The sequence below is a fragment of the Sphingopyxis sp. P1IMeth2 genome (assembly GCF_900185685.1).
Classification (GTDB): Bacteria; Pseudomonadota; Alphaproteobacteria; order Sphingomonadales; family Sphingomonadaceae; genus Sphingopyxis; species Sphingopyxis terrae_A.
In genome coordinates, this window is the sequence record NZ_FYAT01000013.1 from 182,361 (window position 1) to 208,061 (window position 25,701).

The window sequence follows — 25,701 nt, forward strand, 5'->3', positions numbered from 1 at the left end:
CGCCCGGCCCTAGTCGGTCGATCGCACGCGTCCGCGCATCGATTTGACCGCGCTGCGCGCCTTTTTGCCGTCGACGCGGCGCGCCCTGGCCGCCTTGCTCGGCTTTGTCTTGATCCGCTTTTCAGGCCGAACCAGCGCCGCATCGACGAGCTCGTTCAGCCGCGCGCGCGCATCGGCGCGGTTGGCTTCCTGGGTGCGATAGCTGCGCGCGAGAATCACGAGTTCTCCCGCCGCCGTCATCCGGCTTCCCGCGAGCGTCTTGAGCCGGCGGTAGGCGTCGGGCGGGAGGCCGAGAGCGAACACATCGACGCGAAGCTGGCACGCGGTCGCGACCTTGTTGACATTCTGGCCGCCCGGCCCGGTGCCGGCTAGGAATTTTTCCGAAATCGCGGCTTCGGGAATGTCAGCCACGGGTCGGGGCGGCGCCTTCGGGTGGCGAAAAGCCGAGCGCGGCGAAGCGCGCGGGGAAGGGGGCTTCGGCAATTATTGACGGCTTGACGTCACGTTTTACCACCAACCGCTCGGCGTGGAGCAGGGTGCGGTCCTTGCCGCGGCCGTTGCCGTACACGGGATCGCCGGCGATCGGCAGACCCAGCCCCTCGAGCGCATGGACGCGAAGCTGATGGGTGCGGCCGGTTTCGGGACGGAAACGCAGCAGCGCCCGCCCGTCGACGACGGCAAGCTTTTCCCAGTGCGATACCGATGGCTTGCCATTCGGATCGACAACCATGCGCCAGCCGGTCTCCGCGGTCGACGTCTTCGCGAGGGGCAGGTCGATGGTGCCGCCATCGCCATCAGGCACGCCGTCGATGATCGCGAGATATTGTTTTTCGACCTCGCGCCCCTCGAAAGCGCGGGTGAAACGGCCGTGCGCCTTGGGATTGCGCGCGAGCAGCAGGCAACCCGAGGTGTCACGGTCGAGCCGGTGAACGGCGAGCGGCCAGCGCTTGAAGCCAAAGCGCAGGCCGTCGAGATGGTTTTCGAGGCTGAGGCTGCCGTCGCGCGGCGGATCGACGGGCAGGCCTTCGGGCTTGTCGACGACAAGCGCCTCGCCATCGAGGAAGAGAATATGGTCGGAAAGAAGCATCTCCCGCCTATAGGCGGGCCGCCCCTTCGCCGAAAGCGTAAACGTCCATCGCCAGCAGGCCATAGGTCGTGCTGGCATGGAGCCGTGCGGCGTGCAGGCCGTCCGCTGCCGTACCCGCACCCATCGCGACGAACAAGGGCAGGATATGATCCATCGTCGGATGGTTGTCGCGGCCATGCGGCGCGCGTTCTACAGCGTGCAGCACCTCGTCGACGGCGTCCGCCGCCATATGTCCGGCCACCCAGTCGGTGAAGCCGGTGACCCATGCGGGCGCGGGTGCGTCGATCGGCAGGCGCGCCGAAAAAAGTGCGCGAAGATTGTGCGTGATGCTGCCCGAACCGATCAGCAATACGCCCTCATCGCGAAGCGGCGCGAGTGCACGGCGCAGCGCATAATGCCATTCGGGCGGCGCATGCGAGGCGATCGAAAGCTGGACCACCGGAATATCGGCCTTGGGATAGACCAGCGACAGGGGCACCCAGGCCCCATGATCGAGCCCGCGGTCGGGATCGGCGGCGACGGCGAGGCGATGAGCGGCGAGCAGGTCCACGACCCGCTGCGCAAGCGCCGGATCGCCCGGTGCGGGATAGCGCATGTCGAACAGCGCTTGGGGGAAATTGCCGAAATCATGGATCGTCGGCGGCGCGGGCGAGGCGGTGACCGTCGCCTGGCCGCCCTCGAACCGTGCATCGTGATGCGCCGAGACGACCAGGATCGCGCGCGGACGCGGCAAGCGGGCGCCCAGCCCGGCGAGGAAGTCCCGCGCCGGGCTGGGCTCGAGCGCCATCATCGGCGAGCCGTGGGAGAGGAAGAGGCTCGGCAGACGGCGCATCGGGGTCAGGCCGCGAGCTTCGCCGCGGTTTTCGCGACGCGTTCGCCCAGATAGCGGGCACCGCCGAGATCGGCTTCGCTCGGCTGGCGCGATCCGTCGCCATCGGCGAGCGTCGTCGCACCATAGGGGGCACCGCCCTTGACTTCATCGACGCCCATCTGCCCGGCATAACCATAGTCCAGTCCGACGATCGTCATGCCGAAGTGGAGGAGGTTGGTCAGGATGCTGAACAGCGTGGTTTCCTGTCCGCCATGCTGCGACGCGGTCGAGGTGAAGGCCGCGCCGACCTTGCCGGTAAGCAGACCCTGCGCCCAGACGCCGCCGGCGGTGTCCCAGAAGCTCGCCATCTGGCTGGCCATGCGGCCGAAGCGGGTCGGCGAACCGACGACGATCGCGTCATAGTCGGCAAGCTGCTTGGGATCACCGAGCAGCGGATGCGCGGTGTCGGTCTTGAAGCCGGCGGCCTTCACCACCGCCTCGGGCGCGGTTTCGGCGACGCGGCGAATATCGACCTCGGCGCCCGCGGCGCGCGCGCCTTCGGCGACGGCGTCGGCCATCTGCTCGATATGTCCATAGCTCGAATAATAGAGCACCAAAATCTTTGCCATCTTCGGTTTCCTTTCAGTCGGGAGGGGAAGGGGTGGGCCGCCGCCGCAAGGGAGGGGGATGGCAGGCGGCGGCCCGAGGGGGTGGGATCAGAGGCTGTCGACCAGCACCAGTTCGGCATCGTCGAGCGCTTCGACCTCGATCGTTCCGACATCGCGGATCGCGATGCCGTCGCGCGGATCGGCATCCTGTCCGTTGATGCAGATTCGGCCCTTGGCGGCGACCAGATAGGCGTTGCGGCCAGCGCCCAGATCATAGGCGACGCGGCTACCCGCGGTCACGGTCGCGGCCGCGACCCGGGCATCGGCGCGGATCGGCAGCGCGTCGTCGTCACCCTCGATCCCGCTGGCCAACGTCACGAAGCGTCCCGAACGGTCGGCCTGCGGAAATTCGCGCTGGCCCCAGCCGGGATTGCCGCCATCGCGATCGGGGATGATCCAGATCTGGAACAGCGTGGTTTCCTCGTCCTCGAGGTTGAATTCGCTGTGCGTCACCCCGGTGCCGGCGCTCATCACCTGGACATCGCCGGCCGCGGTGCGGCCGCTGTTGCCCATGCTGTCGCGGTGGCTGATCGCACCGGTGCGGACATAGGTGATGATTTCCATATCGCGGTGCGGGTGCGGCGGGAAGCCGGCCTGCGCCGCGATGGCATCGTCGTTCCAGACGCGCAGCGCACCCCAGCCCATGCGGTCGGGATCGTGATAGCCGGCGAAGGAAAAATGGTGGCGGGCGTCGAGCCAGCCGTGATTGGCGTGGCCCAGCGTGTCGAACTTGCGAATGTCGATCATCGGGCATCTCCTTTCTGGCCGCCATCCCGGACATCGGGGGCGGCGTGTTGAGGCCAAGATAGGCGATGCATTTGTTTCTGAAATAGCGTAGATCGAAACCTATCGTTTCCAATTGGAGGATGTTGTGGCGCTTCCCGATTATGAAGGCTGGGCCTGCTTCGTGGCGGTGGCCGACAGCGGCGGATTCACCGCCGCGGCGAGCGCGCTCGGCCTGTCGAAGGCCAGCGTGTCGAAGGCGGTCAGCCGGCTCGAAGCATCGCTCGGGATCACTTTGCTCCATCGCAGTTCGCGGTCGGTGACCGTGTCGACGGCGGGCGCCGGGCTGCTCGAAGAGGCGCGGGCAATGGTCGCCGCCGCGACCGCCGCGACCGAGGCGGCGCATGGCGACCGCTTCGACCTCGCAGGGCCGATCCGACTCGCGGCGCCGATGAGTTTCGGGATCAAGGTGCTCGGCGCGCCGCTCGCGGCCTTCATGGCCGAGCATCCGGCGGTCGAGATCGAACTGACGCTCAGCGATGCGCGCCACGATCTGATCGCCGAAGGTTTCGATCTCGCGCTGCGCGTCGCCAGCCTCGACGACAGCAGCCTGCTCGCGCGCACCATCGTGCCGATCCCGACGTCGGTGATCGCCAGCCCGGCCTATCTCGAGCGCCACGGCACGCCGCGCCACCCGCTCGAACTCGCGGGGCATCGGCTCGCTGGGTACGGCCACCGCGAAAAGGCGCGGCCGCTGCGCTTCCACCGCGAAGGCGAGGAAGCGACGATCGTTCCGGCAGGCCCGCTGTTCACGAACAATGGCGATGTGATCGTGCCGATGCTGGTCGCGGGGGGCGGCATCGCGGTGCTGCCGCACTTCATCATCGACGCCGAACTGCGCGCCGGCAGGCTCGTTCCGATCCTGACCGACTGGTCGCTGCCGCAGGCCTATCTGCACCTGTTGTCGCCACCGTCGCGCCTCCGCCCGGCGCGGGTACGGGCCTTGTCCGACTATCTCGCCGATACGCTGAAACGCAGCTGCGCGGGTCGCGACTCGTGGATTTCTGCGGGTTAAATCAAAATTAACCTTTTCCCTTCACAAGTTTCATGGTTAATGTTCCGCCAGCCCTGCAACGGGGGCGTTGGTGGCACTGCGAGGGAGCCGCGGACGGGTTGCGGGTCCATCGTGGGAAACAGTCAAGGGGTGCCTAATGCGCGTACTGCTGATCGAGGACGAGCCGACGACCGCGAAGGCGATCGACACGATGCTCACGACCGAAGGCTTCAACGTCTATACCACCGATCTGGGTGAGGAAGGCTTGGACCTTGGCAAACTCTATGATTACGACATCATTCTGCTCGACCTGAATCTGCCCGACATGCACGGCTATGACGTGCTGAAAAAGCTCCGTACCGCAAAGGTGCAGACGCCGGTGCTGATCCTTTCGGGCATTTCGGAAATGGATTCCAAGGTGCGCTCGTTCGGCTTCGGCGCCGACGATTATGTCACCAAGCCCTTTCATCGCGACGAGCTGGTCGCGCGCATCCACGCCGTCGTCCGCCGCTCGAAGGGCCATAGCCAGAGCGTCATCAAGACGGGCAAGCTGGCGGTCAATCTCGACACCAAGACGGTCGAAGTCGATGGCGTCCGCGTCCATCTGACCGGCAAGGAATATCAGATGCTGGAGCTGCTTTCGCTCCGCAAAGGCACGACGCTGACCAAGGAAATGTTCCTGAACCACCTTTATGGCGGCATGGACGAGCCCGAATTGAAGATTATCGACGTCTTCATCTGCAAGCTGCGCAAGAAGCTCGCGCTCGCGTGCGGCGGCGAAAATTATATCGAGACGGTCTGGGGTCGCGGCTATGTGCTGCGCGATATCGACGAAGAAGGGAATGAAGTGCGCCGGGTCGCCTGACGCGCTTTACCGACGAAAATCAATCAACGGGGGACCCGGCGCGGAGCGATCTGCGCCGGTTTTCCTTTGTGGCGCGGCGATGCGCGGGTCAGATCTTCGGTTTGCCGTAATGACCCGGCAGCGACGAAACCTGCCGCAGTCCCGGGCGCCAGGTCGACATCTGCGTCGGCGCCATGATCTGGAATTCGGCCTTGCTGTCGGCGGCGACGAGCTGATCGGCGTGCGCCGCGCGCAGCCGTGCCGGCTCGATCGTCCGTTCGGTCTGCAGGCCGAAGCGTTTGTCGCTGACCCAGCGGACCACGCCCTCCATCGGCTGATGACCCGGAAGATAGACGGTCAGCCGCTCGCCAACCTGCAGCACATGCGGCGACTGCCCGCCAACGCCGGTTTCGGAAATATTGCGCAGGGTCACATCGAAGCGCCCGAGGCGGTCGCACGCAAGCGACGCCTTCACCAGTCGCGACTGGCGCGGTTGGCGCTTTTCGGCTGAAGCCGTTGAGGCGGTATCGGCCTCGAAATTCGGCATGGGCGACCCAATAAGCTTCTGCCGCCTGTCACCCACGTCAGGCGGTTATTGTGGTCCCATCTCCGCGCATAACGAAAGAAGGTAAATTTTCGTATAGCGTCTTTTCGGATTTCGCGACTTTTGCGACGGACCGAGTGCGGGCGCCACCGATATGCTTCGGACACGAAGCATCTGAATTGACGCGGGAATATTCTGGCGACCTGCCGAGCGTGGGCCGGGCCGCTCGCCTCCGGCCCACCGCCGCGTTAACCGCGCCCGGCAACGCTCTTGTGCAAGGCGGCCCGCCGCACGCCGAGGCGCGGGCGGGCCGGGAGAAGGGGCTCCGCGTTACCGCAGACCCGAATAATCGACGTCGACGACGCGGCCATACCGCACGTCGCAGCTGAACTTGCCGCGATCATAGGAACCGCCGCGGCCCCAGCGTCCGCGCCAGCCTTCGTTGACGACGACGCGGCCCTTGACGCGATAGCCGTCGCGCTTGCGATCGATGCTCGTGACCTGCGTCACGTCGGTGCGGCCATACCGGCTGGTGCCGCGCTCGACGGCACGGACGCACTGGCCGACCGCTGCGCGACTGTTGCCATAGCGGCCATAATCATAACCATAGCCGTATCGCGGATCATTGTACCGGTCGCGATAGCGACGATCGTTGCGGTCATAGCGGTCGTAACGATCGTTATCGGCCGACAGGATGGCGGCGAGGCCGCCGAGGACGACGGCGCCGGCGATGATTTCGCCCGCACCGATCCCGTCGCGGTCGCGGTGATCGTACCGGTCGCGCGCGAGCGCGGGGGTGGCGCTCAACATCGCGCCGGCGGTGGCCGCCCCGATTGCGGCCTTGGTCCAGTTCATGGGCTTCTTCGCCATGGTTCGGTCTCCTATTCAGCAGGCGGCACCCGTGCGGCCTGCGATGCCCCTTGATAGCGAAGGCGCCGTGACGCGGTGCTGAACCCGGCGCTTATCTGCGGTTCAGCCTTGGTTCGGCGTGGGTTCAGCTTGACGGAGGCGGGCAGAGAAAAGCCCTCCGCCATCGCTGGCGAAGGGCCGAAAATCCAATGGCAATGGGGTCAGTTGATGCTGACGTCGACCACGCGCCCGCCGCGATAGCTGCACCCGAAACTGTGCAGCTCGCCGCCCGGGCGCGATATGTTTCCGGTGACGTACCAGCCGTCGCCGCCGTTCGCGGGCCGCGTGTCGGTGATGCTTTCGACGCGGGCATCGTCGCCCATTTCGCCCTCGGCCGCCCAGCCGCAGGCATCGGCCGCGCGCTGCTCGATCTCTCCGCCGCGAGAGGCGTCGCCGGTGCCATATCCGTCCGGACCGCGATCGTCGCGGCGCTGATAATCGGGGGCGTCCTGCGCGCGATCGTCGCGATAGGGCGGGTCGTAACGAAAGTCGCGGTTGCGCGTCTCGCGACTTTGCTTGCTCGCCGCGCTGGCAACCGCCGCGATCGTGCCCAGGATCAGGATACCGCCGATGATCTCGCCGGCGCCGATCCCGTCGTCGTGGCGATTGTGCCAGCCGCCGTGGCGTCCGCGTGCTTCGGCGGGGGTCGCGCTGAGCCCGACCGTCGTAACCAGAACCGCCGCCGCTGCGGTGAAGCCGGTCATCTTGCGCATTTCAGTCACTCCAGAACGCGGACAGGGGCGTCCGCCGTCGCCCGATGATCTAGGCGCACCATGCTTTCACGCCGCTGAACCGTGGCGAAAGGGCGGCGAAAGGAAAGGCCCGCCGTTCCTCGACGGATCGGCGGGCCTCACTAAGCCAAGTCTGGCGACCAGACCAGTTCAGGGCACGTCAGCAGACGCAGCGCGGCTTGGCTTTGGGTTTCGGTTTCCGCTTGGCCACATAGCGTTTCCGCACCGGCACATTTTCATAATAGGTCTTGGTCGTGGTCACGACGCGTTCGGTGACGACCGGCGGGCCGTTGATGATCGTCGTGACGACGACGCCCGGCGTGTAATAGCCATAACCGTAGCCGTAACTATAGGCATAGCCGCCCGGATAGCCGGGATGGCCGGGATAATAGCCGCCATGGGCACCGCCGCGCCGCGCCCACCATTCGTCGCACTTTTTCTTGTCCGCCTCGCTGCCGACCGCTGCGCCGGCGAGCGCCCCGACGCCGCCGCCGATCAGCGTGCCGGCGGTACGGTCGCCATGACCGGCAACGCGATTGCCGACGACACCGCCGACGATCCCGCCCACGACCGCACCGGTCGCCGCGCCGCCATGGCCGCAACGACGGCCCATTTCCATGTCCTCGCGCGGATCGAAACCGCCTTGATAATAGGGCGGCGGCGGATAGTCGGCGCCGGTGCGCCCCTCGACGCTGCCTTCATAGCTGCCCTCGTAACGGCGGCCGTCGCGATCTTCGTAGGTGCCGTTCCACGTACCCGTCCAGCGGCCTTCGGACTGGTAGCCGTCGATGTGGCGATATTCGACTTCGCTCGGCATCCGGTCGGGATAGCCGGTGTAGACGCGCACATCGGGCGCGGAAGGCGCCTCATAGTCGAGCCGCGGGGCCGCTTCGTCGGTGGTCGTGACGACGGTGGTCTGGGTCTTGGTGACCTCGGCGCTGGTCGCATGGCCGGCCAGCAGCAACGATGCGGCGGCAGCCCCCAACAACAAAACGGTGCGCATGCTAAACTCCCTGTTCCAGCGGAATCGCCCGTGGGGGCAATGGCTTGGTTAACAGTCTGTTAGCAAAATCGGCGCTTTTCCGCGAATCCGTTAACCGTGCGGATCGCGTCCCATTTTGACGCAGCTTTAACCCGCGAGCGCGGCGGCGATGCGGACGATCAGCGCTTCGGCGCCCGCCTGATCGTCGGCCGTGAAGCGCGCGGGCGAGGGGCTGTCGAGGTCGAGCACGCCGATCAGGCGGCCTTCGGCGACGATCGGCACCACCAGCTCGCTGCGGCTGGCCGCATCGCAGGCGATATGCCCGGGAAAGGCGTGGACATCCTCGACCCGCTGCGTCTTGCGCAGCCGCGCCGCGGCGCCGCACACCCCCTTGTCGAGCGGGATGCGGATGCACGCCGCCTTGCCCTGGAACGGGCCGAGCACCAGTTCGGTGCCGTCGAAGCGGTAGAAGCCCGCCCAATTGAGATCGGGAACAGCCTGCCAGATCAGCGCCGCGACATTGGCCATATTGGCGATCGCATCGGGCTCACCCGCGACGAGACCGGCGGCGGCGTCGGCCGCCTCCGCCCACAGCGCGGCAGGATCGGTGGCGGTGAAGGAGAGGGCGTAGGACAAGGCGATGGCTTTCGGCTGGTGGGCGGCGGCGAACGCTATCGTCCGCCGCCGCCGCGCGATCATTCAACGTCGAGGCCGGTCCATTTGGCAGCGAAGGCATATTTGTCCGCCGCCTCGGCGATGATCTTGTCTGTCGGCTTGCCCGAGCCATGGCCGGCGCGCGTCTCGATGCGGATCAGGTGCGGCTTGGAGCCGATATCCTCGTGCTGCAGCTCGGCGGTATATTTGAAGCTGTGACCCGGTACGACGCGATCGTCGGTGTCGGCGGTCGTCACCAGGATCGCCGGATAGGTGCGGCCGCCCTTGATATTATGATAGGGCGAATAGCTCAGCAGATTGCGGAAATCGGCCTCTTTCGACGGATAGCCATAATCGTCGGTCCAGTAGCGGCCCGCGGTGAAGCGATCGAAGCGCAGCATGTCCATCACGCCCACAGCGGGCAGCGCGGCCGCGAACAGGTCGGGGCGCTGGTTGGTGACGGCGCCGACCAGCAGGCCGCCGTTCGACCCGCCCTCGATCGCCAGTTCGCCCTGGCCGGTGATTTCTTCGGCAATCAGATATTCGCCGGCCGCGATGAAATCGTCGAAGACATTCTGCTTGTTGGCGAGCCGACCGGCGTCGTGCCACGCCTTGCCATATTCGCCGCCGCCGCGCAGGTTCGCGATCGCGACGACCCCGCCCTTGTCGGCCCAGGCGAGCCGCGTGGGCGAAAAGCCGGGGGTCAGCGACACGTTGAAACCGCCATAGCCATAGAGCAAAGTCGGCGATCCCTTCGACCGGTCGAGCCCCTTTTTCATCACCAGAAACATCGGCACCTTGGTGCCGTCCTTCGACGTGTAGAAACGCTGTTCGACCGTGAAATCCTTGGGATCGAAGGTCAGTTTCGGCGCCTCGAAAATCTCACTCTTCCCGCTTACCGTATCAAGGCGATAGATGGTCGTGGGCTGCGCAAAGCTGGAGAAGGCGTAGAAGGTTTCAGGATCACCGGGCTTGCCGCCGAAACCGCTCGCGGTGCCGATCTCGCCGAGATTGATGTTCGCCACCGGCTTGCCGTCGAGCGCGACCATCCGGGCCTCCGACTTGGCATCGCCGAGGTAGGACAGGATGATGCGGTCGCCGACGCGCGACGCGCCGACCAGCGTCCCCTCCTGTTCGCCGACGATCTGGGTGAGCGCCGCGGGCTTGCGAATGTCGAGCGAAACAAGGCGCTGACGCGGCGCATCCTTGTTGGTGAGGAAGGTGAAGCGCGTGCCCTGGTTGGTCACATATTCCCAATTGTTCGCATAATCGTCGACCAGCGTGATCGCCTTGCCGCCCTTCACCGGATGCAGTGTCAGGCCGAAGCGTTCGTCGGTCCCTTTGGACGAAACGACGAGGACATATTGGCCATCATCGGTGACGAGCGCGCCGTGATTGAGTTCGGGCTGGTCGGGCGTCGCATGGATCAGCACGTCGGCGCTCTGCGGCGTGCCGAGCTTGTGGAAATAGACCGCGTGATTTTCGTTGAGCGACTGAAAGGCCTCGCCTTCCTTGGGTTCGGGGAAGCGCGAATAGTAAAAGCCGCTGCCGTCCTTCGCCCAATCGAGCGACGAGAATTTGACCCAGCGGATCTCGTCGGCGGTATCCTTGCCCGTCGCGACGTCCATCACGCGCACGATACGCCAGTCGGTGCCGCCATCCTGCACGGAATAGAGCAGATATTTGCCGTCTTCAGACGGCGTCCATTCGGCGAGCGCGGTCGCGCCGTCCCTGGCCCATGCATTGGGATCGATCAGCACGCGGCCTTCGCCGGTCAGGCCCTCGCGCACCGTCAGCACCGATTGCGGCTGCAACCCGTCGTTGCGCGTGTAGAAATAGCGCGACCCCGCCTTGCGCGGCAGGCCGAAGCGTTCGTAATTGTAAAGCTCGGTCATTCGCGCCTTGAACGCATCGCGGCCGGGCAGCGTCGCCAGATAGGCGTCGGTCACCTTGTTTTGCTCGGCGACCCAGGCTGCGACCTTCGGATTGACGCGAACATCGTCTTCCAGCCAGCGATAGGGGTCGGCGACATCGACGCCGAATTGCGGTTCGACGGTGTCGCCGCGCTCGGTCGCCGGATAGGCCAGCGCGGGCGCAGACGCCGCCGCCGCGGCATCTTCGGCCGCCTGTGCCGCCGCTGGCGTCATGAACAGGGCGACCAGCGCGAGCGGCGCGCGAAATTTGCTACGGGGCATGGCAAGGCGATCCTCATTGTTCGGGTAATAATCGTGCGCGCCACTGTAAGCATCGCTTTTTGACGGGCAAGGGGATTTGCAAGGAAGATCGCGGCGCGGCCATGACACCAGCATTCGGGGCGTAAAGGCGCCCGCGCGTCTCTTCTGCTGCCCGTTCCGACCCTAGGCCAGGCGGCCGAGCCACCGCTCGAGAACGTCGGCACTGTCCTGACCGACAGTGAGCGGGGCGGGGCGCCGCACGCTGCCCGGCGTGTCCGACAATTTGGGGAAGACACCCTGCATCGTCACCTCGCCCAATTCGGCGTCGGGAACGGTGACGAGCGCCTCGCGCGCCGCGAAATGGGGGTCGGCGAGCATATCCTCGGCATCATAGACGCGGCCGGCGGGGACGCTCGCCTCGATCATCTTCGCCTCCAGTTCGGCGATCGTCATCGTGCGCGTCCATTCGCCGATCAGCGCATCGAGTTCCTCCTGCCGCGCACCGCGCGCGCGGTGGGTCGCATAGCGCTCGTCGCTCGCAAGTTCGGGGCGGCCCATCGCCGCGGCAAGCCGCGCGAAAACGGCGTCCTGATTGGCGCCGATCAGATATTCGCCGTCCTTGCAGGGATAGACGTTCGACGGCGCGATGCCGGGCAGGGTCGACCCGGTGCGCCGCCGCTTGGTGCCGCTCGCCGAATAATCGGCGACGGTCGATTCCATCACCTGCAACACCGCCTCGTAAAGCGCCGAGTCGACGATCTGGCCCTCGCCGGTCTTGTTGCGGTGATGCAGCGCCGCGAGCGCGCCGAGGCAGCCATAGGTCGCGGCCAGGGTGTCGCCGATCGACACGCCCATGCGCGCGGGCGGCAGGTCGGGATAGCCGACGATACCACGCCAGCCGCCCATCGCTTCGCCGATGCCGCCGAATCCGGCGCGCGCCGAATAGGGGCCGGTCTGGCCATAGCCCGATACGCGCACGACGATCAGGCCCGGATTGGTCTTGCGCAGCTCTGCGGGGTCGAGGTTCCATTTTTCGAGCGTGCCGGGGCGAAAATTCTCGATCAATATGTCGGCTTTGGCGATGAGGTCGCGGGCGAGCTGCTGGCCTTCCGCACTGCGTAGGTCGACGGCGACCGAATATTTGTTGCGCGCGATGACGCGCCACCAGCTCGGCCGGTCGCCCTGGCCCCAATGGCGCATCTGGTCGCCCGTTTCGGGCGGCTCCAGCTTGACGATTTCGGCGCCCATGTCGCCGAGAAGCTGGCCGCAGAACGGGCCCGCGATCAATTGGCCCATTTCGACCACCCGAAGGCCGTCCAGCGCTCCCCCGCCGCTGTTGCTGTCTGTCATGTCGTTCCTTTCGCGGCTCCGATCCTCTAAGTCGCCCTAGCCGGCGACCCGTCGAACGCAGCCCATGGACTCTTTATACTTAGGATACTATGTAATTTTCAACCCCGCTTTAACAGCATTTGAACCGAGGCGCGAAAATGGCCATCAAAACCCGCATCGAAATGGTCGAAGTCGGACCGCGCGACGGGCTGCAGAATGAGAAGACCGTCGTTTCGACGGCCGACAAGGCCGAGCTGATCCGCCGCGCCATCGCCTATGGCGCGCGGCGGATAGAGGTGACGAGCTTCGTCAATCCCAGCCGCGTTCCGCAGCTGGCCGATGCCGAGCAGCTGGTCGCGATGCTGCCCGATCGCGACGATGTTATCTATATCGGGCTGGTGCTGAACCGTCGCGGCGCCAAGCGTGCGCTGGCGACGGGGCGGATCGACGAGCTGGGCGCGGTCTGCGTCACCAGCGACGCCTTCGGCATCCGCAACCAGGGGCAAAGCTCCGACGAATCGCTCGCGGCGGCGATCGAAATAGTCGAGCTCGCCCATGCCGCGGGACGGAGCGCACAGATCACCATCGCCACCGCCTTCGGCTGTCCTTTTGCGGGCGAGATTCCGATGGGGCGCGTCATCGACATGGCAAAGCGCGTCGCCGATGCGCAGCCGCGCGAGATTGCGCTCGCCGACACCATCGGCGTCGCGGTGCCTGCACAGGTCGCCGAAACGGTCGCGCGCGTGCGCGAAGCGGTTGGGCCGCTGCCGGTGCGCGTGCATTTTCACAACACGCGCGGGTCGGGGCTTGCCAATGTCTGGGCGGCGGTCGCCGCAGGGGCGACGATCGTCGATGCCTCGCTCGGCGGGCTCGGCGGCTGTCCCTTCGCGCCGGGCGCGGCGGGCAATGTGGCGACCGAGGATGTCGTCTATATGCTCGAACGCAGCGGCATCGCGACCGGTCTCGCGCTCTTGGACCTCGTCGAGGCGGCGGCATGGTTCACCGGGGTGATGGGGCGTCCGCTGCCCGCGATGGTCAGCAAGGCGCCCGCCTTTCCGGCGTCCTGAGCGCTCAGCGGGGATGGTCGGCGTCGAAATGGCGTTCGAGCAGTTTCATGCGATCGACGATCGAGAAGAAGAAGGCGGTCGACCAGCCGATCAGGATGATGCCGCTCGCCCCCTCGATCGCGCCCAGGATGCGGAGACCGGGCGGCAGGACGATATCGCCATATCCGATCGTCACATAGGTCGAGGTTGAAAAGTAGAGCGCATGCTCGAAATCGGCGAAGGCGCCGAGCCACTGGAACACCCCCGCCCATATCCATATCTCGACCGAGTGCAGTGCGAACAGACCGAAAGCGGCGACCAGAATCGCGGCACCGTTCAGCAGGACGATCAGGATACGGCGCTCGGCGCGGCGATAGCGGCGCAGGACCGCGAGCAGGATCGCCAGCCCCACAAGGTGCACGATGACCGTCGTCCCGACGACGAGCGTGGCGAGCATGAGCTGATGGATAAGCGTCATGCGCCTATTCACCCAGATTGCCTTCCGCGCGCAAGCGGCTTTGACCCTAGCGCACGGCCCGCGCGAGCAACCCCGTAATCGAAGGGGTGATTGCGACGCGCGCGATCGTGATGCGATTGTGCGCGAAGCCCGCGCCCATGAAGATGCGCTCCAGCGCCGCCTCGTCATAAAGCCGGTGCAAGCCGACGCGTGTGAAAGACCAGTCGCGCATCGTGTCGCGGTGCGTGACATAGGCGACCGCGCGGCCACCGGGCCGCAATATCCGGTGGAGAGGCGCAAGGTCGCGGCCGTCGGGATCGCAGAAATAAAGCATGTTAAGCAGCAGCGCGGCGTCGAACAAGGTCGGCGGAAAGGGCATCGCGGCAAGCTCGGCGCAGCGTATATCGGCGCCCTCTCCCAGCCGGGTCGCGGCCATCGCGGCCATGACGGGCGACGGGTCTATCCCCGCAGCGTCCACGTCGGCGCGGCGCCGCACCGCCGCAAGCGCGGCGCCGGTCCCGCACCCGATGTCGATGACGCGTTCGCCCGCGCGCGGCGCCAGCAGGTCGATCGCGAGCCGCGTCGGCCGGCGGTTCGCCAGATCCATTGCCCGGCCGAGCAGCCGCCCTGCGATACCGCGCGGGCGCGCGAGCTGTCCCGCGAAGGCGGCGGCCATGCGGGCTGCCATGTCAGCGCGTCTTGGCGAGCAGCGCCTGCACCTCGCGGCGGCGTCCGGCATCCCACACGGGCCGCGTGCCATCGTGCGGCGCGCGCAAAGCCTTTTGCAGAAAGGCGCGGGCGCCAGCCTTGTCGCCCTGATCGAGCAGGAAGTCGCCGTAGAAATAATTGGCGTCGAGCCCGCCCGGATCCTGCGCGAGCGCTTCCTTCAGCAGCTTGCGCGCCTTGTCGGTGTCGCCGAAGCCGATCGGCGATCCCGGCACCTTGTAATAGAGGACGCCCAGGCTCATCGCCGCGCCGCCCTTGGCGGCATGCGGATCGAGCGCATAGGCGCGGGCGATGATGTCGCGCGCGCGCGTCGCAAGGCCCAGCTTGTGAAAGATGTTGGCGCGGTTCGCCTGCTCGCTGGTGACGATGCCCTGCCACAGTAAAGGTTCGGCGCGGCCGGGATAGCGGGCGACCAGCACGGCGGCCTGCTTGGCGAGCGCGTCGAGTGCCTTGGTCTGGGTGCTCGATCCGTGCACCTCGTATACGATGTGCGCCCAGCCGTCGTTGATCGACTTCACATCTTCGGCGGCACCAGCCATCACCACGGCCGGCACGGCCGCGAGCACCATCGCCGCGACCGCCGCGGCGCGCGTCATCTGCAGTTTCATCGGGCTACTCCTTTGTCGTGCTTCACGAAAATTCTGCGCGGGCGCGCCGGATCTGCGGCGCGAGGCCGGTGTCGATCAGCCGCGGCGAAATGGCATTGAGCGCGGCATAGACGCGCTCCATCGCGCCGATGCTGAGCGTGGGGTGCCGGGCAAGGATCGCGGCGACGATCCGCTGCGCGACCCATTCGGGGGCATCGGCCTTCATTCCGGTAATTTCGAGGAAGCGGTTGACCTCGGCATTGTTGAAGGCGGTGCGCGCGGCGCGCGGATTGACGTGCGTCACGCTGACGCCGCTGCCGCCCAATTCGCGCCGCAATCCCTGGCTGAACGCGGCGAGCCCGGCCTTGCTGCTCGAATAGGCGGCGAACCAGGGGTAGGGGATAGCGCCAAGCACGGATCCGATATTGACAATCTGCCCGCTCCCGCGCTGCCGCATGGGCGCCGCGACCGCCCGGGCGAGCACCGCGGGAACGAGCAGATTGATCCGGTAACACAGCGCCAGCGCCTCGACGGGCTGGCTTTCGTGCAGGCCGAATCGCATGACCCCGGCGATGTTGATCAATATATCGGGGGTGTCGCCCGCCAGCCGTTCGGCCAGCGCGGCGAGCGCATCGTCGTCGGAAAGATCGGTGACGATGCTGTCGTGGCACGCGGTGCTTTCGCTGCGGTCGATACCGATCGTATGGGCACCAGCCTGCGCAAGCAGAATGGCGACGGGGGCGCCGAGGCCGCCAGCGGCGCCGGTGATGGCGACTCGCTGTCCGTCAAGCCGCCGCACGCGCCGGTTCCATTTCGATGCTCGCGAAAACCCCGCCGAAAAGCGCGAACATCTCGCGCGCCATCCCCAGGATCGCCGCGCGGTCGGCGGGATCGTCGAGTCCGTTCACGAGCTCTGCGAAAAAGGCCATATGATCCTGATCGAGCGCCCCGTGCGAGGTCAGATAGGTGAAGGCCTGCGGCGGCAGTCCCAGATTCTTCGCGACCGCCGAGGCGCCGCGCGTCGCCAGCGCTACGCTGACGCTTTCAAGGACATAGACCATGCCGAAAAAGGCCATGGCATTGCCCGTCGCAATCCGGCGATAGGCGTGATCGACCATTGCGGCCGTTGCGGGCGCAGGTGCGCTGGCGCGCACCGCCGCGGCGTCGCCGCCGGCAACCGCGATGTCGGACAATATCCATTCTTCGTGGCCGGTTTCCTCGGCGATATAATCGTCGAGCGCGGCCACGATCGCAGGGCGTCCGCCGAGCCGCGCGCGCGCCGCCTGCATCAGCGGGACGGTGTGGCTGACATGGTGATAGGCTTGCGCCAGATAGGCGAGGTACACGTCGCGCGTGATCGTGCCCGTCAGTCCCGCCTGCAATTGCGGAATGGTCAGGAAGCGCAGGCGCTCGCGCACCGTTTGCGCCTCGAGTTCGGTGAAAAAGTCGGGCGTGCCGTCCAGATAGGCGGCGGCAATCGCGGCGCGGCGCAGGCGGCCGTTGCCGGTGAGCTGCCCGTTCATCGGTGTGAAGTGCGCGGCTTCGCGCCAGCTGCCGACGCGGGCATAGGCCGGCAGCAGGGCATTGGCGGCGGCGACCGCGGCATCCAGATCGGCGTCGGCATGGGCCGGCACGATCAGCGCTTCGGGCGCCGGTCGGCCGTCGCCCCACACCATTGCCTGCGCGATCGCCGGTTGCCGAGTGAGCGCAGCCTCGACCCATTCGGGCGAGATATTGCGGCCGAAACTGGTGATGATCAGGTTCGACTTTCGCCCGTCGATGTGCAGCCGTCCCGCGGCGTCGATCGTGCCGATGTCGCCGGTGTGGAGCGGCGCATACGGTGCCGCGCCGCCGACCGCGCCGAGGCAGATCGGGCCATCGAGCACGATCTCGCCATCGTCGGCGACACGCGCCTGCATATGCGAAAGCGGCCGCCCGACCGACGTCGGATCGTCATCGCCCGCGTCCTGCAGGGACACGACCGATGCGCATTCGGTCAGGCCATAGCCTTGCCGGACGGGCAGGCCGAGCCGGCGGGCGCGCTCCACCAAGGGGACAGGGGTGCGCGCACCGCCGACCGCGACCAGCGTCAACAGCGGCAGGCGGATATCCGCCGCCTCCATGACGCGAACGATGCCATCGAGATATTCGGGAACCAGGATCAGCGAGGTGATGCGCTGTTCGGCAATCAGGCGGACCGCTTTGGCGAAATCGGGGCGAAAGGGGTCGGCCATCCCGACCTCTGCCTGCGGCGGACAGACATAGGTGCCGCCCGCGATCAGCGTCGGGAAAAAGCCCGCCACCGTTTCCAGCAGGATGCCCGGCGGCAACAGCGCGAGATGCCGTCCGGCGTGCTCGGCCCCGACCGCGGCGACGATCGCGTGGGCGACGGTGAGCATATGGTCGGCCGAAAGGCAGATGCCCTTGGGCGTGCCAGTCGATCCCGAGGTGAAGCTGATCCGCGCCGTCCCACCGGGGAGGGGCACAGGCGCGGGCTGGCGGGGCTTGCCCGACCCGGCGGAACGGATCGTCGGATCGGGAGCGGCCCCGCACAAGCCGGTGGCGTGGCGCGACTGGTCGGCGGTGAAGAAGCCGGGAAGCGACAGCACCGGAATGGCGGCGGCGAGGAGCGCGAGTTCCAGTTCGGCGCTTTCGCGGCCATGGTCGCGCTGCAACGCGATCGGGACGCCCGGTTGCAGTCGCGGCGCGAGGTCGGCGATACGCGCCGTGACGCGATCGCGCAGTGCGCCATAGGGCAGCGGCTGGCCGTCGAGCGCATCGATGGCGACGGCATCGGGGCGCGCGGCCGCCTGGGCGGTCAGAATGTCGAATATGGTCATGTCAGGCCGCCTGCCGCCCGGCGCGGCGTTCGAGGAAGCTGTTGATGGCGGCTTGCCCGCCGGCGATGATGCCGGCGCAGACCCACGGATCCTGATCGTAATAGCGTCCCCACGCCGATGCCGCCGATCCCAGCCGCTCACCGCGGGCAGGGGTGATGGCGGCGATCGGGATGCCGATGCGGCGAAACATGGCGCGCAGCGGGGCGGTCAGCGTCGCGACCGCGACATCGCCCAGCGCGGCGAGATCGTTCGCCGCCGCGCCCCAAAGCGCGATCATCGCCAGCGGATTGACGGCTGCCAGATTGCCGATCTCGACGATCTGGCGGCGCGCAACGGGTCTGCCCAGTGCGATTGCCGCCAGCTCTTCGACGGGCGCATCGAGATAGGCTTCCAGAAATAGTGGCGCATCGGCGGCGCGCGCATAGCCGAGCGCGGCGGTCGATCCGTCGCTACCAGGACGATGAATATAGTCGGAAAAGCCGGGGGACAGTTCGGCAGCGAAGCAATCGCGATACCGTTGGCGGATCATTCCGAAGTCGTCGCCTGGCGTCATGCCAATCTCCCTATGTTACAGGGATGAGACGCCGCGATGACACGCACCCCGCAAAGGAATGCGAAAATTTTCCGGTGGGGCGCCCCGAAACGGCGGCAAACCGGAGGTGCCCGCGTTCAGCGAACCTGCCGCTTTTCCAGCTTTCGCGCCAGCGTGCGGCGGTGCATGCCGAGGCGGCGGGCGGCTTCGGAAATATTGAACCCGGTTTCGACGAGCGTCTGGTGGATATGCTCCCATTCGACGGTCTTGATCGACGATTGGCGTCCGTCGAGGGGCGCGTCGACATTGCCTTCGGCGCGGCCGAAGGCGGCTTCGATATCGTCGGTGTTCGACGGCTTGGCGAGATAATAGGAGGCGCCGAGCTTGATCGCCTCGACCGCGGTGGCGATGCTGGCGAATCCCGTCAGGACGACGATGCGCATCGCCGGGTCGAAGGCGCTCAGCGTCTGGACGCAGCCCAAACCCGATGCGGCGCCGAGCTTCAGGTCGACCACCGCGAAATCGGGATGGAATCCGGCCAGCAGCTCATCCAGCCCCTCCGGCCCATGCGCCACCCGCACATCATAGTCGCGCCGTTCGAACGATCGCTTCAGCGTCCGCGCAAAGGCTTCGTCGTCTTCGACGATCAGCAGGCGCCGTTCGCTCATCCCCGTCTCCCTTCGCCCCGCGCGATCGCCGCGATCGGCAGCGTGATCCGCACCACCGCACCCCCTGCATCGCGGTTGTCGGCGCTGACCAGACCGCCCAGCTTGCGTACGACATTGACCAGCAGGAACAGGCCCAGCCCGCCGCCGGGGCGGCCCTTGGTCGACCGATAGGGCTGACCGATCGTCTCGAGCATCGCGGGGTCGAAACCGGGGCCGCGGTCGGCGATCTCGATCACCAGCATCTCGCCGTCGCGCAGTGCGGTGAGGCCGATCCAGTCGGGGGAGACTTCGGCCGCATTGTCGATGACATTGTCGATCACCTGACGCAGCGCGGGGTCGGAGACGATATCGACATCGGGACCGATCCGGTCGCTGAAATCGAGCGTACCCGGGAGGCGCCCGGCGCGCCAGTCGTCGACGATGTCGGTGACGAAACGGCGCGCAGTCGTTAGCTGCGGTGCGATTCCGCGCGCTTCACCCGCCGACATCAGGATGCCGCTGACGATCGATTTGCAGCGGCCGACCGCCGCGTCCATATCGGCCAGATCCTCCTGCAATTCGGTGTCGTCCGCCAACCGCGGCGCTGCGCGCCAGTCGCCGATCAGCACCGACAGCGTCGACAGCGGCGTCCCGAGTTCGTGCGCGGCGCCCGAGGCGAGCAGGCCCATGCGAACGATATGATCCTCCTCCGCCGCACGTTGGCTGGCGGTCGCCAGCGCCGCATCGCGCTCGCGCAGGTTGCGGCTCATCCGCGTGACGAAGGCGACGAGCAGCACCGCGATCAACAGGAAGCAGACGAGGCTGCCCTTGAGATAGAGCGCCAGCGGATCGGCGGCATAGGGCTGCGGCAGGACGAGCGGCGTCGGATCGATGCGCAGCGCGACCATCGCAACGATCGCGCCCGCCACCACGGCCCAGGACGAACGCGGCGTGAGCAGGATCGCGCCCATCACCACCTGAAGCAGAAACAGCGAGGCGAAGGGGTTGGTGAGGCCGCCGCTATGGTGAAGCTGCCACCCCAGCGCCGCGACGTCGAACAGCAGCACCGCCGTCAGTTCGCGGTTGGCGACCGAATGGCCGCCGCGCAGCCGCGCGAGGCTGGCGAGATTGATCGAGATGAGGACGATGATCGCGCCCAGCAGCGGCGCAAGCGGCAGTTTGATGCCCATCAGTCCGTTGACGACCTCGATCGTCGCGAGCTGGCCGCCGACCGCGATCCAGCGCAGCTGGATCAGCAGCGACATGTTCCGCTGGCCGGCGTCGGCCGCCGGAAGCGCGATCGGTGGGGCCGTGGCTTCGCTCATTCGTCCGGCATATTGGACGCATCGGCGCTCGAACGCCACAGCCGGCAGGCAAAAAACAGTGCGAGCAGCATCAGCGCGAACCAGGTCAGCGCATAGACCAGGTGATTGTCGGGGAATTTGACGACGGTCAGCCCGCCGACGGGCAGGCCGCCGGGGTTCGGCGCCGCGTCGGCATCGACGAAATAGGGCGCGGTGCGGCCCAGGCCGCGCGCCGCAGCGATCGCGGCGACGTCGCGCGAATACCAGCGGTTCGCGGCGGGATCATTCGCGCGCAGGAAGCCGCCGCCGGGCTCGGTCATGCGCAGCAGCCCGGTCACAGTCGTCGGTCCGGCGGTATTGCCCGCGGCGCGCGTTGCCGGATCGCGGCGCTCGCGCGGCACGAAGCCGCGATTGACGAGCAGCGTGAAGCCGGGCGTTTCGAGCGGCGTCATCACCCAATAGCCGGCGCCGCGATCGGTGACCGCCTGAACCAGCGTTTCGCGGTCGTGACGGAAGCGACCGGTTGCGGTGACGCGGCGATAGGCGTCGTGCGCCGCGTCGATGCCGCGCCATGCGGGCGGTGGTGGCGCGGGAACGGGGGCGGCGTGGATGCGCGCATCGACCGCCGCGACCAGCGCATGTTTCCACTCGCGCCGTTCGAGCTGCCAGACGCCGAGCGCCGCGAGCAGCGCCGCCACGACCAGCGCCGCCGCGGCAAAGGCCGCGCGGCGCGGCCCGGTCACGGCAACTGGCTCATGTCGTGCGGCATCGGCATCATATTGGTGTTGAGGTGGTGCATCACCCATAGCGACCCCGCCAGCATGATCACGACGACGATGATCGTGAACAGCAGCGAGGTCATCGACCAGCCGCCCTCCGCCTTCGGCGTCATGTGCAGGAAATACACCATGTGGACGACGATCTGAACCACCGCGAAGCCCATGATGATCGCCGCGATCACACCGGCCGACAGCGGCATCGTCATCACCATCCAGAAGGGGATGGCGGTCAGGATCACCGACAGGACGAAACCGATCGCATAATCGCGCATCGACGCGTGCGGCATCTCGATCTCGTGATGCGCGTGGTCGGCGGCGTGGTTGTCGTGGTTCGCGCTCATCGCAGCATTCCCATCAGATAGACGATCGTGAAGACGCCGATCCACACGACGTCGAGAAAGTGCCAGAACATCGACAGGCACATGACGCGGCGCTTGTTCGCGGCGATCAGTCCATGCTTGCCGAGCTGGATCATCAGGGTCACCAGCCAGATGATGCCGAAGGTCACGTGCAGGCCGTGGGTGCCGACCAGCGTGAAGAAGGCCGACAGAAAGGCGCTGCGCTGCGGCGTCGCGCCAAGTTCGATCAGATGGTGGAATTCGTAAAGCTCGATGCTCAGGAAGGCGAGGCCGAACAGGCCGGTGATCGCCAGCCAGAGCTGGGTTCCCTTCACCTTGCCCTGCTGCATCTGCAGCACGGCGAAGCCATAGGTGATCGACGAAAAGAGCAGCATCGCGGTGTTGAGCGCGATCAGCTTCAGGTCGAACAGATCCTTGGGCGCCGGTCCCGCGGCATAATTGCCGCCGAGCACCGCGTAGCAGGCGAACAGGATCGCGAAGATGAGGCAGTCGCTCATCAGATAGATCCAGAAGCCCAGCATCGTGCTGTGCCCTTCGGGATGGGGATGCTCGTCGAGTTCGTAGAAGGCGGGCGCTTCGCCCGCGGCGGGGAGGGTGGTGCTGCTCATCGATCAGGCTCCGGCCGCCGCAAGCTGGCGGGTGCGCGCATCCTCGACCTCGGCCACTGTCGCGGCGGGGATATGGAAGTCGCGCTTGTAGTTGAAGGTGTGGGTGATCGCACCGCCGACCAGGCCGACGAAGCCTAGCGCGGCGAGCCACCAGATATGCCAGACAAGCGCGAAACCCATCACCAGGCTGATCCCCGCAAGGATAATCCCGGCGCCGGTGTTGCTCGGCATATGGATGTCGCGGAAGCCGCCGACCGGTCGCTCGGCACCGCGCGTCTTCATGTCGTGCCATGCGTCGAGCGAGTGGATCACCGGCGTGAAAGCGAAATTATAGTCGGGCGGCGGCGAACTGGTGGCCCATTCGAGCGTCCGGCCACCCCACGGATCGCCGCTTTCGTCACGCAGTTCGTCGCGCTTCCAGATGCTGACCGCAAACTGGACAAGCATGGCGGCGATCCCCGCCGCGATGACGGCGGCGCCGATGGCGGCGATCACGAACCAGATTTGCAGGCTGGGATCGTCGAACACGCGCATCCGGCGGGTCACCCCCATCAGGCCGAGTATATAGAGCGGCATGAAGGCAAGCCAGAAGCCGACGACCCAGCACCAGAAGCTGATCTTGCCCCAGAAGACGTTAAGCTTGAAGCCGAAGGCCTTGGGCCACCAATAGTTGATCGCCGCGAACAGGCCGAACAGGACGCCGCCGATGATGACATTGTGGAAATGCGCGATCAGGAACAGCGAGTTGTGCAGCACGAAGTCGGCGGGCGGAACCGCGAGCAGCACGCCGGTCATCCCGCCGACCACGAAGGTCAGCATGAAGGCCACCGTCCACATCATCGGCAGGTCGAAACGGATGCGGCCGCGGTACATGGTGAACAGCCAGTTGAAGAGCTTGGCGCCCGTCGGGATGGAGATCACCATCGTCGTGATCCCGAAGAAGCTGTTGACGCTCGCGCCCGATCCCATGGTGAAGAAATGGTGCAGCCAGACGAGGTAGCTCAGGATCGTGATGACGATCGTCGCATAGACCATCGAGGTATAGCCGAAGAGCTTCTTGCCCGAAAAGGTCGAGGTCACTTCGCTGAACACGCCGAATAGCGGCAGGATCAGGATATAGACTTCGGGGTGCCCCCAGATCCAGATCAGGTTCACATACATCATCGGCGATCCGCCGAAGTCGTTGGTGAAGAAGTTGGTGCCGAGATAGCGGTCGAGCGTCAGCAGCGCGAGCACCGCGGTCAGCACGGGAAAGGACGCGACGATCAGGATGTTCGCGCACAGGCTGGTCCAGGTGAAGACCGGCATCTTCATCAGGCCCATGCCGGGCGCACGCAGCTTCAGGATGGTGACGATCAGGTTGATCCCCGACAACGTGGTGCCGACCCCCGCGATCTGCAGCGCCCAGATATAATAATCGACCCCGACATTGGGGCTGTAGGCGATGCCCGACAGCGGCGGATAGGCCAGCCAGCCCGTCTGCGCGAATTCGCCGACGAACAGCGAGATCATGACGAGCACGGCGCCCGCGGTCGTCATCCAGAAGCTGAAATTGTTGAGGAAGGGAAAGCTGACGTCGCGCGCGCCGATCTGCAGCGGGACGATATAGTTCATCAGGCCGGTGATGAAGGGCATCGCCACGAAGAAGATCATGATCACCCCGTGCGCGGTGAAGATCTGGTCATAATGGTGCGCGTTCAGATAGCCTTCGGACCCGCCGAACGCCATCGCCTGCTGCAACCGCATCATGATCGCGTCGGCAAAGCCGCGCAGGAACATGATCAGCCCCAGGATCATGTACATGATCCCGATGCGCTTATGATCGACCGTGGTGAACCACTCCTTCCACAAATAGCCCCAGAGGCGATATTTGGTGATCAGGCCGAGCACTGCGATCCCGCCGATCACCACCGCGGCGAACGTGAAGATCAGGATCGGTTCGTGGATCGGAATCGCGTCGAGCGACAGGCGGCCGAGGAAGGGGCCGGTTTCGGGGGCGGGGTGCGGGGTCATGGCGATCTCGGCGACAAAAATCAGGAAAGCGGGCGGGGCGAGGCGGCGTTGAGCGCTGTCTGCGCGGGCGCGGCGCGCTTGCCGGGGCTGGGCAGGCCGGCGCCGGTCAGCGGCGCCTGGCTCGCCGGGGCGGCGTCGGGGGTGTCGGCCTTCGCCATCAGCGGCGAACTGCACAGCGCGGCGACATAGCGCTTGCCCCAATATCCGGGCTCGGAGCCGCGCGCGGCGAACTTGTCATAGGCAAGGCTGCGGACATTGTGGATGCCCGCAATGCCGGCACCGCCCGCGGCGTCGATCGACATCATGTCGTGCATGCACATCTTGCCGGGTTCGACGCACATGTTGACCACGGCGTCGAAAAGCTGCGGTTCGACCGCCGCAAAGCGCTGAACCGGCGCCCTTTCGCTGGGCTTTTCGAGCGCGAGATAGGCGTTGCGGTCGAGCGTCTTGCCCTCGGCCTTTGTGGCGGCGACCCAGGCGGCGAAACCAGCATCGTCGAGGCTCTTTACCGCGAAGCGCATGTTCGAAAAGCCGGCGCCCGAATAATTGGCCGAAAAGCCCGTGAAATCGCCGGTCTGGTTGAAGACGCCGTGGAGCTTCGTCTCCATGCCCGGCATCGCATAAATCTGGCCGGCAAGCGCGGGGATGTAAAAGCTGTTCATCACCGACGATGCCGAAATGCGGAACCGCACCGGATGATGCGCGGGCAGCGCCAGCTCGTTTACCGTCGCAATGCCCTGGTCGGGGTAGATGAACAGCCATTTCCAGTCGAGCGCGACGACCTGCACGTCGATCGGCTGCGTCGCCGCTGCGACCGGCTGGCCCGGCGCGGTGCGCGCCAACGGGCGATAGGGGTCGAGCAAATGGGTCGCGACCCATGTCACCGCCCCCAGACAGATGATGATGAGCAGCGGCGCGGCCCAGATCACCAGCTCAAGCTGCGTCGAATGGTCCCAGTCGGGCTTGTAGGTCGCGGCCTTGTTCGCGGCGCGATAGCGCCAGGCGAAAAAGATCGTCAGCGCCATCACCGGCACGATGATGAGCAGCATCAGCACGGTCGAAACCAGGATCAGATTGCCCTGCTGCTGGGCGACGTCGCCCGCAGGATCGAGCACGACCATGTTGCAACCGGCGAGCAGCGGAAACGCCGCGAGCAGCGGCAACAACCGGAATCGGGTGGACGGACGGGAGAGCTTTTCTGGCATGGCGGCGCGCCTAGGCCCGCTTTGCTGCACCGCACATAGGACATTTTGTCCAATCCCTTGATCGTGATCAATGACGCAGGGGCATTTT

General features: G+C 66.2%; 28 protein-coding genes. 3 read left to right on the forward strand and 25 right to left on the reverse strand.

From position 1 onward, the window contains the following. Positions 1-9: 9 nt before the first annotated feature. From arfB to P1IM2_RS12270, 5 genes are all read right to left on the reverse strand, one after another. Positions 10-411 carry an alternative ribosome rescue aminoacyl-tRNA hydrolase ArfB gene (gene arfB, locus P1IM2_RS12250; RefSeq protein ID WP_003040293.1) on the reverse strand — a complete coding sequence of 134 codons (402 nt, stop codon included), beginning with the start codon at positions 409-411 and terminating at the stop codon, positions 10-12. Then, positions 404-1,087, reverse strand: coding sequence for an RluA family pseudouridine synthase (locus P1IM2_RS12255; RefSeq protein WP_062900619.1), 684 nt, complete (start codon positions 1,085-1,087; stop codon positions 404-406). Before P1IM2_RS12255 ends, arfB begins: the two co-directional genes overlap by 8 nt. 7 nt (positions 1,088-1,094) lie before the next feature. After that, on the reverse strand, positions 1,095-1,919 hold the full coding sequence (locus P1IM2_RS12260) for a DODA-type extradiol aromatic ring-opening family dioxygenase (protein ID WP_186402630.1): 825 nt from the start codon (positions 1,917-1,919) through the stop codon (positions 1,095-1,097). A 5-nt stretch (positions 1,920-1,924) separates the two neighbouring features. After that, positions 1,925-2,527 (reverse strand): NAD(P)H:quinone oxidoreductase, encoded by a 603-nt coding sequence (gene wrbA, locus P1IM2_RS12265; protein WP_058812593.1) that lies wholly within the window; start codon positions 2,525-2,527, stop codon positions 1,925-1,927. 87 nt (positions 2,528-2,614) lie between these two features. Next, a complete protein-coding gene (locus P1IM2_RS12270; RefSeq protein WP_186402631.1) occupies positions 2,615-3,313 on the reverse strand; it encodes a pirin family protein in 699 nt (232 codons plus the stop codon). Between the two features lie 124 nt (positions 3,314-3,437). On the opposite strand from P1IM2_RS12270, the gene P1IM2_RS12275 reads away from it, so the two are divergent. Beyond that, entirely contained in the window at positions 3,438-4,364 is a 927-nt protein-coding gene (locus tag P1IM2_RS12275) for a LysR family transcriptional regulator (protein ID WP_062902968.1), read from the forward strand. A 136-nt stretch (positions 4,365-4,500) separates the two neighbouring features. Further along, on the forward strand, positions 4,501-5,208 hold the full coding sequence (gene ctrA / locus P1IM2_RS12280) for a response regulator transcription factor CtrA (RefSeq protein ID WP_003040277.1): 708 nt from the start codon (positions 4,501-4,503) through the stop codon (positions 5,206-5,208). Between the two features lie 88 nt (positions 5,209-5,296). Here ctrA and P1IM2_RS12285 read toward each other — a convergent pair whose 3' ends face one another. The 7 genes from P1IM2_RS12285 to P1IM2_RS12315 all read right to left on the reverse strand — a co-directional run bounded on the left by P1IM2_RS12285 (position 5,297) and on the right by P1IM2_RS12315 (position 12,531). Beyond that, entirely contained in the window at positions 5,297-5,734 is a 438-nt protein-coding gene (locus P1IM2_RS12285) for a PilZ domain-containing protein (RefSeq protein ID WP_062900615.1), read from the reverse strand. A gap of 327 nt (positions 5,735-6,061) precedes the next feature. Continuing rightward, positions 6,062-6,601, reverse strand: a complete 540-nt coding sequence (locus P1IM2_RS12290) for a hypothetical protein (protein ID WP_062900614.1) — start codon at positions 6,599-6,601, stop codon at positions 6,062-6,064. 200 nt (positions 6,602-6,801) lie between these two features. Then, the gene (locus tag P1IM2_RS12295) at positions 6,802-7,353 is read right to left on the reverse strand and encodes a hypothetical protein (protein WP_186402632.1); all 552 of its coding nucleotides are present in this window, start codon (positions 7,351-7,353) and stop codon (positions 6,802-6,804) included. 178 nt (positions 7,354-7,531) lie between these two features. After that, positions 7,532-8,374 carry a glycine zipper domain-containing protein gene (locus tag P1IM2_RS12300; RefSeq protein WP_062900612.1) on the reverse strand — a complete coding sequence of 281 codons (843 nt, stop codon included), beginning with the start codon at positions 8,372-8,374 and terminating at the stop codon, positions 7,532-7,534. A gap of 126 nt (positions 8,375-8,500) precedes the next feature. Further along, positions 8,501-9,052, reverse strand: coding sequence for a GAF domain-containing protein (locus tag P1IM2_RS12305; protein WP_260834065.1), 552 nt, complete (start codon positions 9,050-9,052; stop codon positions 8,501-8,503). Next, entirely contained in the window at positions 9,049-11,202 is a 2,154-nt protein-coding gene (locus P1IM2_RS12310; RefSeq protein WP_260834066.1) for a prolyl oligopeptidase family protein, read from the reverse strand. Before P1IM2_RS12310 ends, P1IM2_RS12305 begins: the two co-directional genes overlap by 4 nt. Positions 11,203-11,364: 162 nt before the next feature. Continuing rightward, positions 11,365-12,531, reverse strand: a complete 1,167-nt coding sequence (locus P1IM2_RS12315; RefSeq protein ID WP_186402633.1) for a CaiB/BaiF CoA-transferase family protein — start codon at positions 12,529-12,531, stop codon at positions 11,365-11,367. A 137-nt stretch (positions 12,532-12,668) separates the two neighbouring features. Here P1IM2_RS12315 and P1IM2_RS12320 point away from each other — a divergent pair, with 137 nt between their 5' ends. After that, positions 12,669-13,577, forward strand: coding sequence for a hydroxymethylglutaryl-CoA lyase (locus P1IM2_RS12320; RefSeq protein ID WP_186402634.1), 909 nt, complete (start codon positions 12,669-12,671; stop codon positions 13,575-13,577). A 4-nt stretch (positions 13,578-13,581) separates the two neighbouring features. Here P1IM2_RS12320 and P1IM2_RS12325 read toward each other — a convergent pair whose 3' ends face one another. From P1IM2_RS12325 to cyoA, 13 genes are all read right to left on the reverse strand, one after another. Beyond that, on the reverse strand, positions 13,582-14,034 hold the full coding sequence (locus tag P1IM2_RS12325) for an ion channel (protein WP_186402635.1): 453 nt from the start codon (positions 14,032-14,034) through the stop codon (positions 13,582-13,584). 46 nt (positions 14,035-14,080) lie between these two features. Beyond that, on the reverse strand, positions 14,081-14,701 hold the full coding sequence (locus P1IM2_RS12330; RefSeq protein ID WP_260834069.1) for a class I SAM-dependent methyltransferase: 621 nt from the start codon (positions 14,699-14,701) through the stop codon (positions 14,081-14,083). A 1-nt stretch (position 14,702) separates the two neighbouring features. Further along, the gene (locus P1IM2_RS12335; protein ID WP_186402636.1) at positions 14,703-15,347 is read right to left on the reverse strand and encodes a c-type cytochrome biogenesis protein; all 645 of its coding nucleotides are present in this window, start codon (positions 15,345-15,347) and stop codon (positions 14,703-14,705) included. Between the two features lie 22 nt (positions 15,348-15,369). Continuing rightward, positions 15,370-16,125 carry an SDR family NAD(P)-dependent oxidoreductase gene (locus tag P1IM2_RS12340; protein WP_062900608.1) on the reverse strand — a complete coding sequence of 252 codons (756 nt, stop codon included), beginning with the start codon at positions 16,123-16,125 and terminating at the stop codon, positions 15,370-15,372. Then, positions 16,112-18,166, reverse strand: coding sequence for an AMP-binding protein (locus P1IM2_RS12345; RefSeq protein ID WP_186402637.1), 2,055 nt, complete (start codon positions 18,164-18,166; stop codon positions 16,112-16,114). The genes P1IM2_RS12340 and P1IM2_RS12345 overlap by 14 nt, the downstream gene beginning before the upstream one ends. 1 nt (position 18,167) lies before the next feature. Next, complete coding sequence (locus P1IM2_RS12350; RefSeq protein WP_186402638.1) at positions 18,168-18,719, reverse strand: thermostable hemolysin; 552 nt, start codon at positions 18,717-18,719, stop codon at positions 18,168-18,170. Positions 18,720-18,835: 116 nt separating this feature from the next. Then, positions 18,836-19,366 (reverse strand): response regulator transcription factor, encoded by a 531-nt coding sequence (locus tag P1IM2_RS12355; RefSeq protein WP_186402639.1) that lies wholly within the window; start codon positions 19,364-19,366, stop codon positions 18,836-18,838. Then, positions 19,363-20,670: an ATP-binding protein gene (locus P1IM2_RS12360; RefSeq protein WP_186402640.1), complete on the reverse strand. Its 1,308-nt coding sequence runs from the start codon at positions 20,668-20,670 to the stop codon at positions 19,363-19,365. The genes P1IM2_RS12355 and P1IM2_RS12360 overlap by 4 nt, the downstream gene beginning before the upstream one ends. Next, positions 20,667-21,392: an SURF1 family protein gene (locus tag P1IM2_RS12365; protein WP_186402641.1), complete on the reverse strand. Its 726-nt coding sequence runs from the start codon at positions 21,390-21,392 to the stop codon at positions 20,667-20,669. Before P1IM2_RS12365 ends, P1IM2_RS12360 begins: the two co-directional genes overlap by 4 nt. Further along, positions 21,389-21,769 (reverse strand): cytochrome o ubiquinol oxidase subunit IV, encoded by a 381-nt coding sequence (gene cyoD / locus P1IM2_RS12370; RefSeq protein WP_186402642.1) that lies wholly within the window; start codon positions 21,767-21,769, stop codon positions 21,389-21,391. Before cyoD ends, P1IM2_RS12365 begins: the two co-directional genes overlap by 4 nt. Continuing rightward, on the reverse strand, positions 21,766-22,395 hold the full coding sequence (cyoC, locus tag P1IM2_RS12375; RefSeq protein ID WP_058812603.1) for a cytochrome o ubiquinol oxidase subunit III: 630 nt from the start codon (positions 22,393-22,395) through the stop codon (positions 21,766-21,768). Before cyoC ends, cyoD begins: the two co-directional genes overlap by 4 nt. A gap of 3 nt (positions 22,396-22,398) precedes the next feature. Beyond that, positions 22,399-24,408 (reverse strand): cytochrome o ubiquinol oxidase subunit I, encoded by a 2,010-nt coding sequence (gene cyoB / locus P1IM2_RS12380; RefSeq protein ID WP_186402643.1) that lies wholly within the window; start codon positions 24,406-24,408, stop codon positions 22,399-22,401. A 20-nt stretch (positions 24,409-24,428) separates the two neighbouring features. Continuing rightward, positions 24,429-25,613, reverse strand: coding sequence for a ubiquinol oxidase subunit II (gene cyoA, locus P1IM2_RS12385; RefSeq protein ID WP_260834073.1), 1,185 nt, complete (start codon positions 25,611-25,613; stop codon positions 24,429-24,431). Positions 25,614-25,701 lie beyond the last annotated feature (88 nt).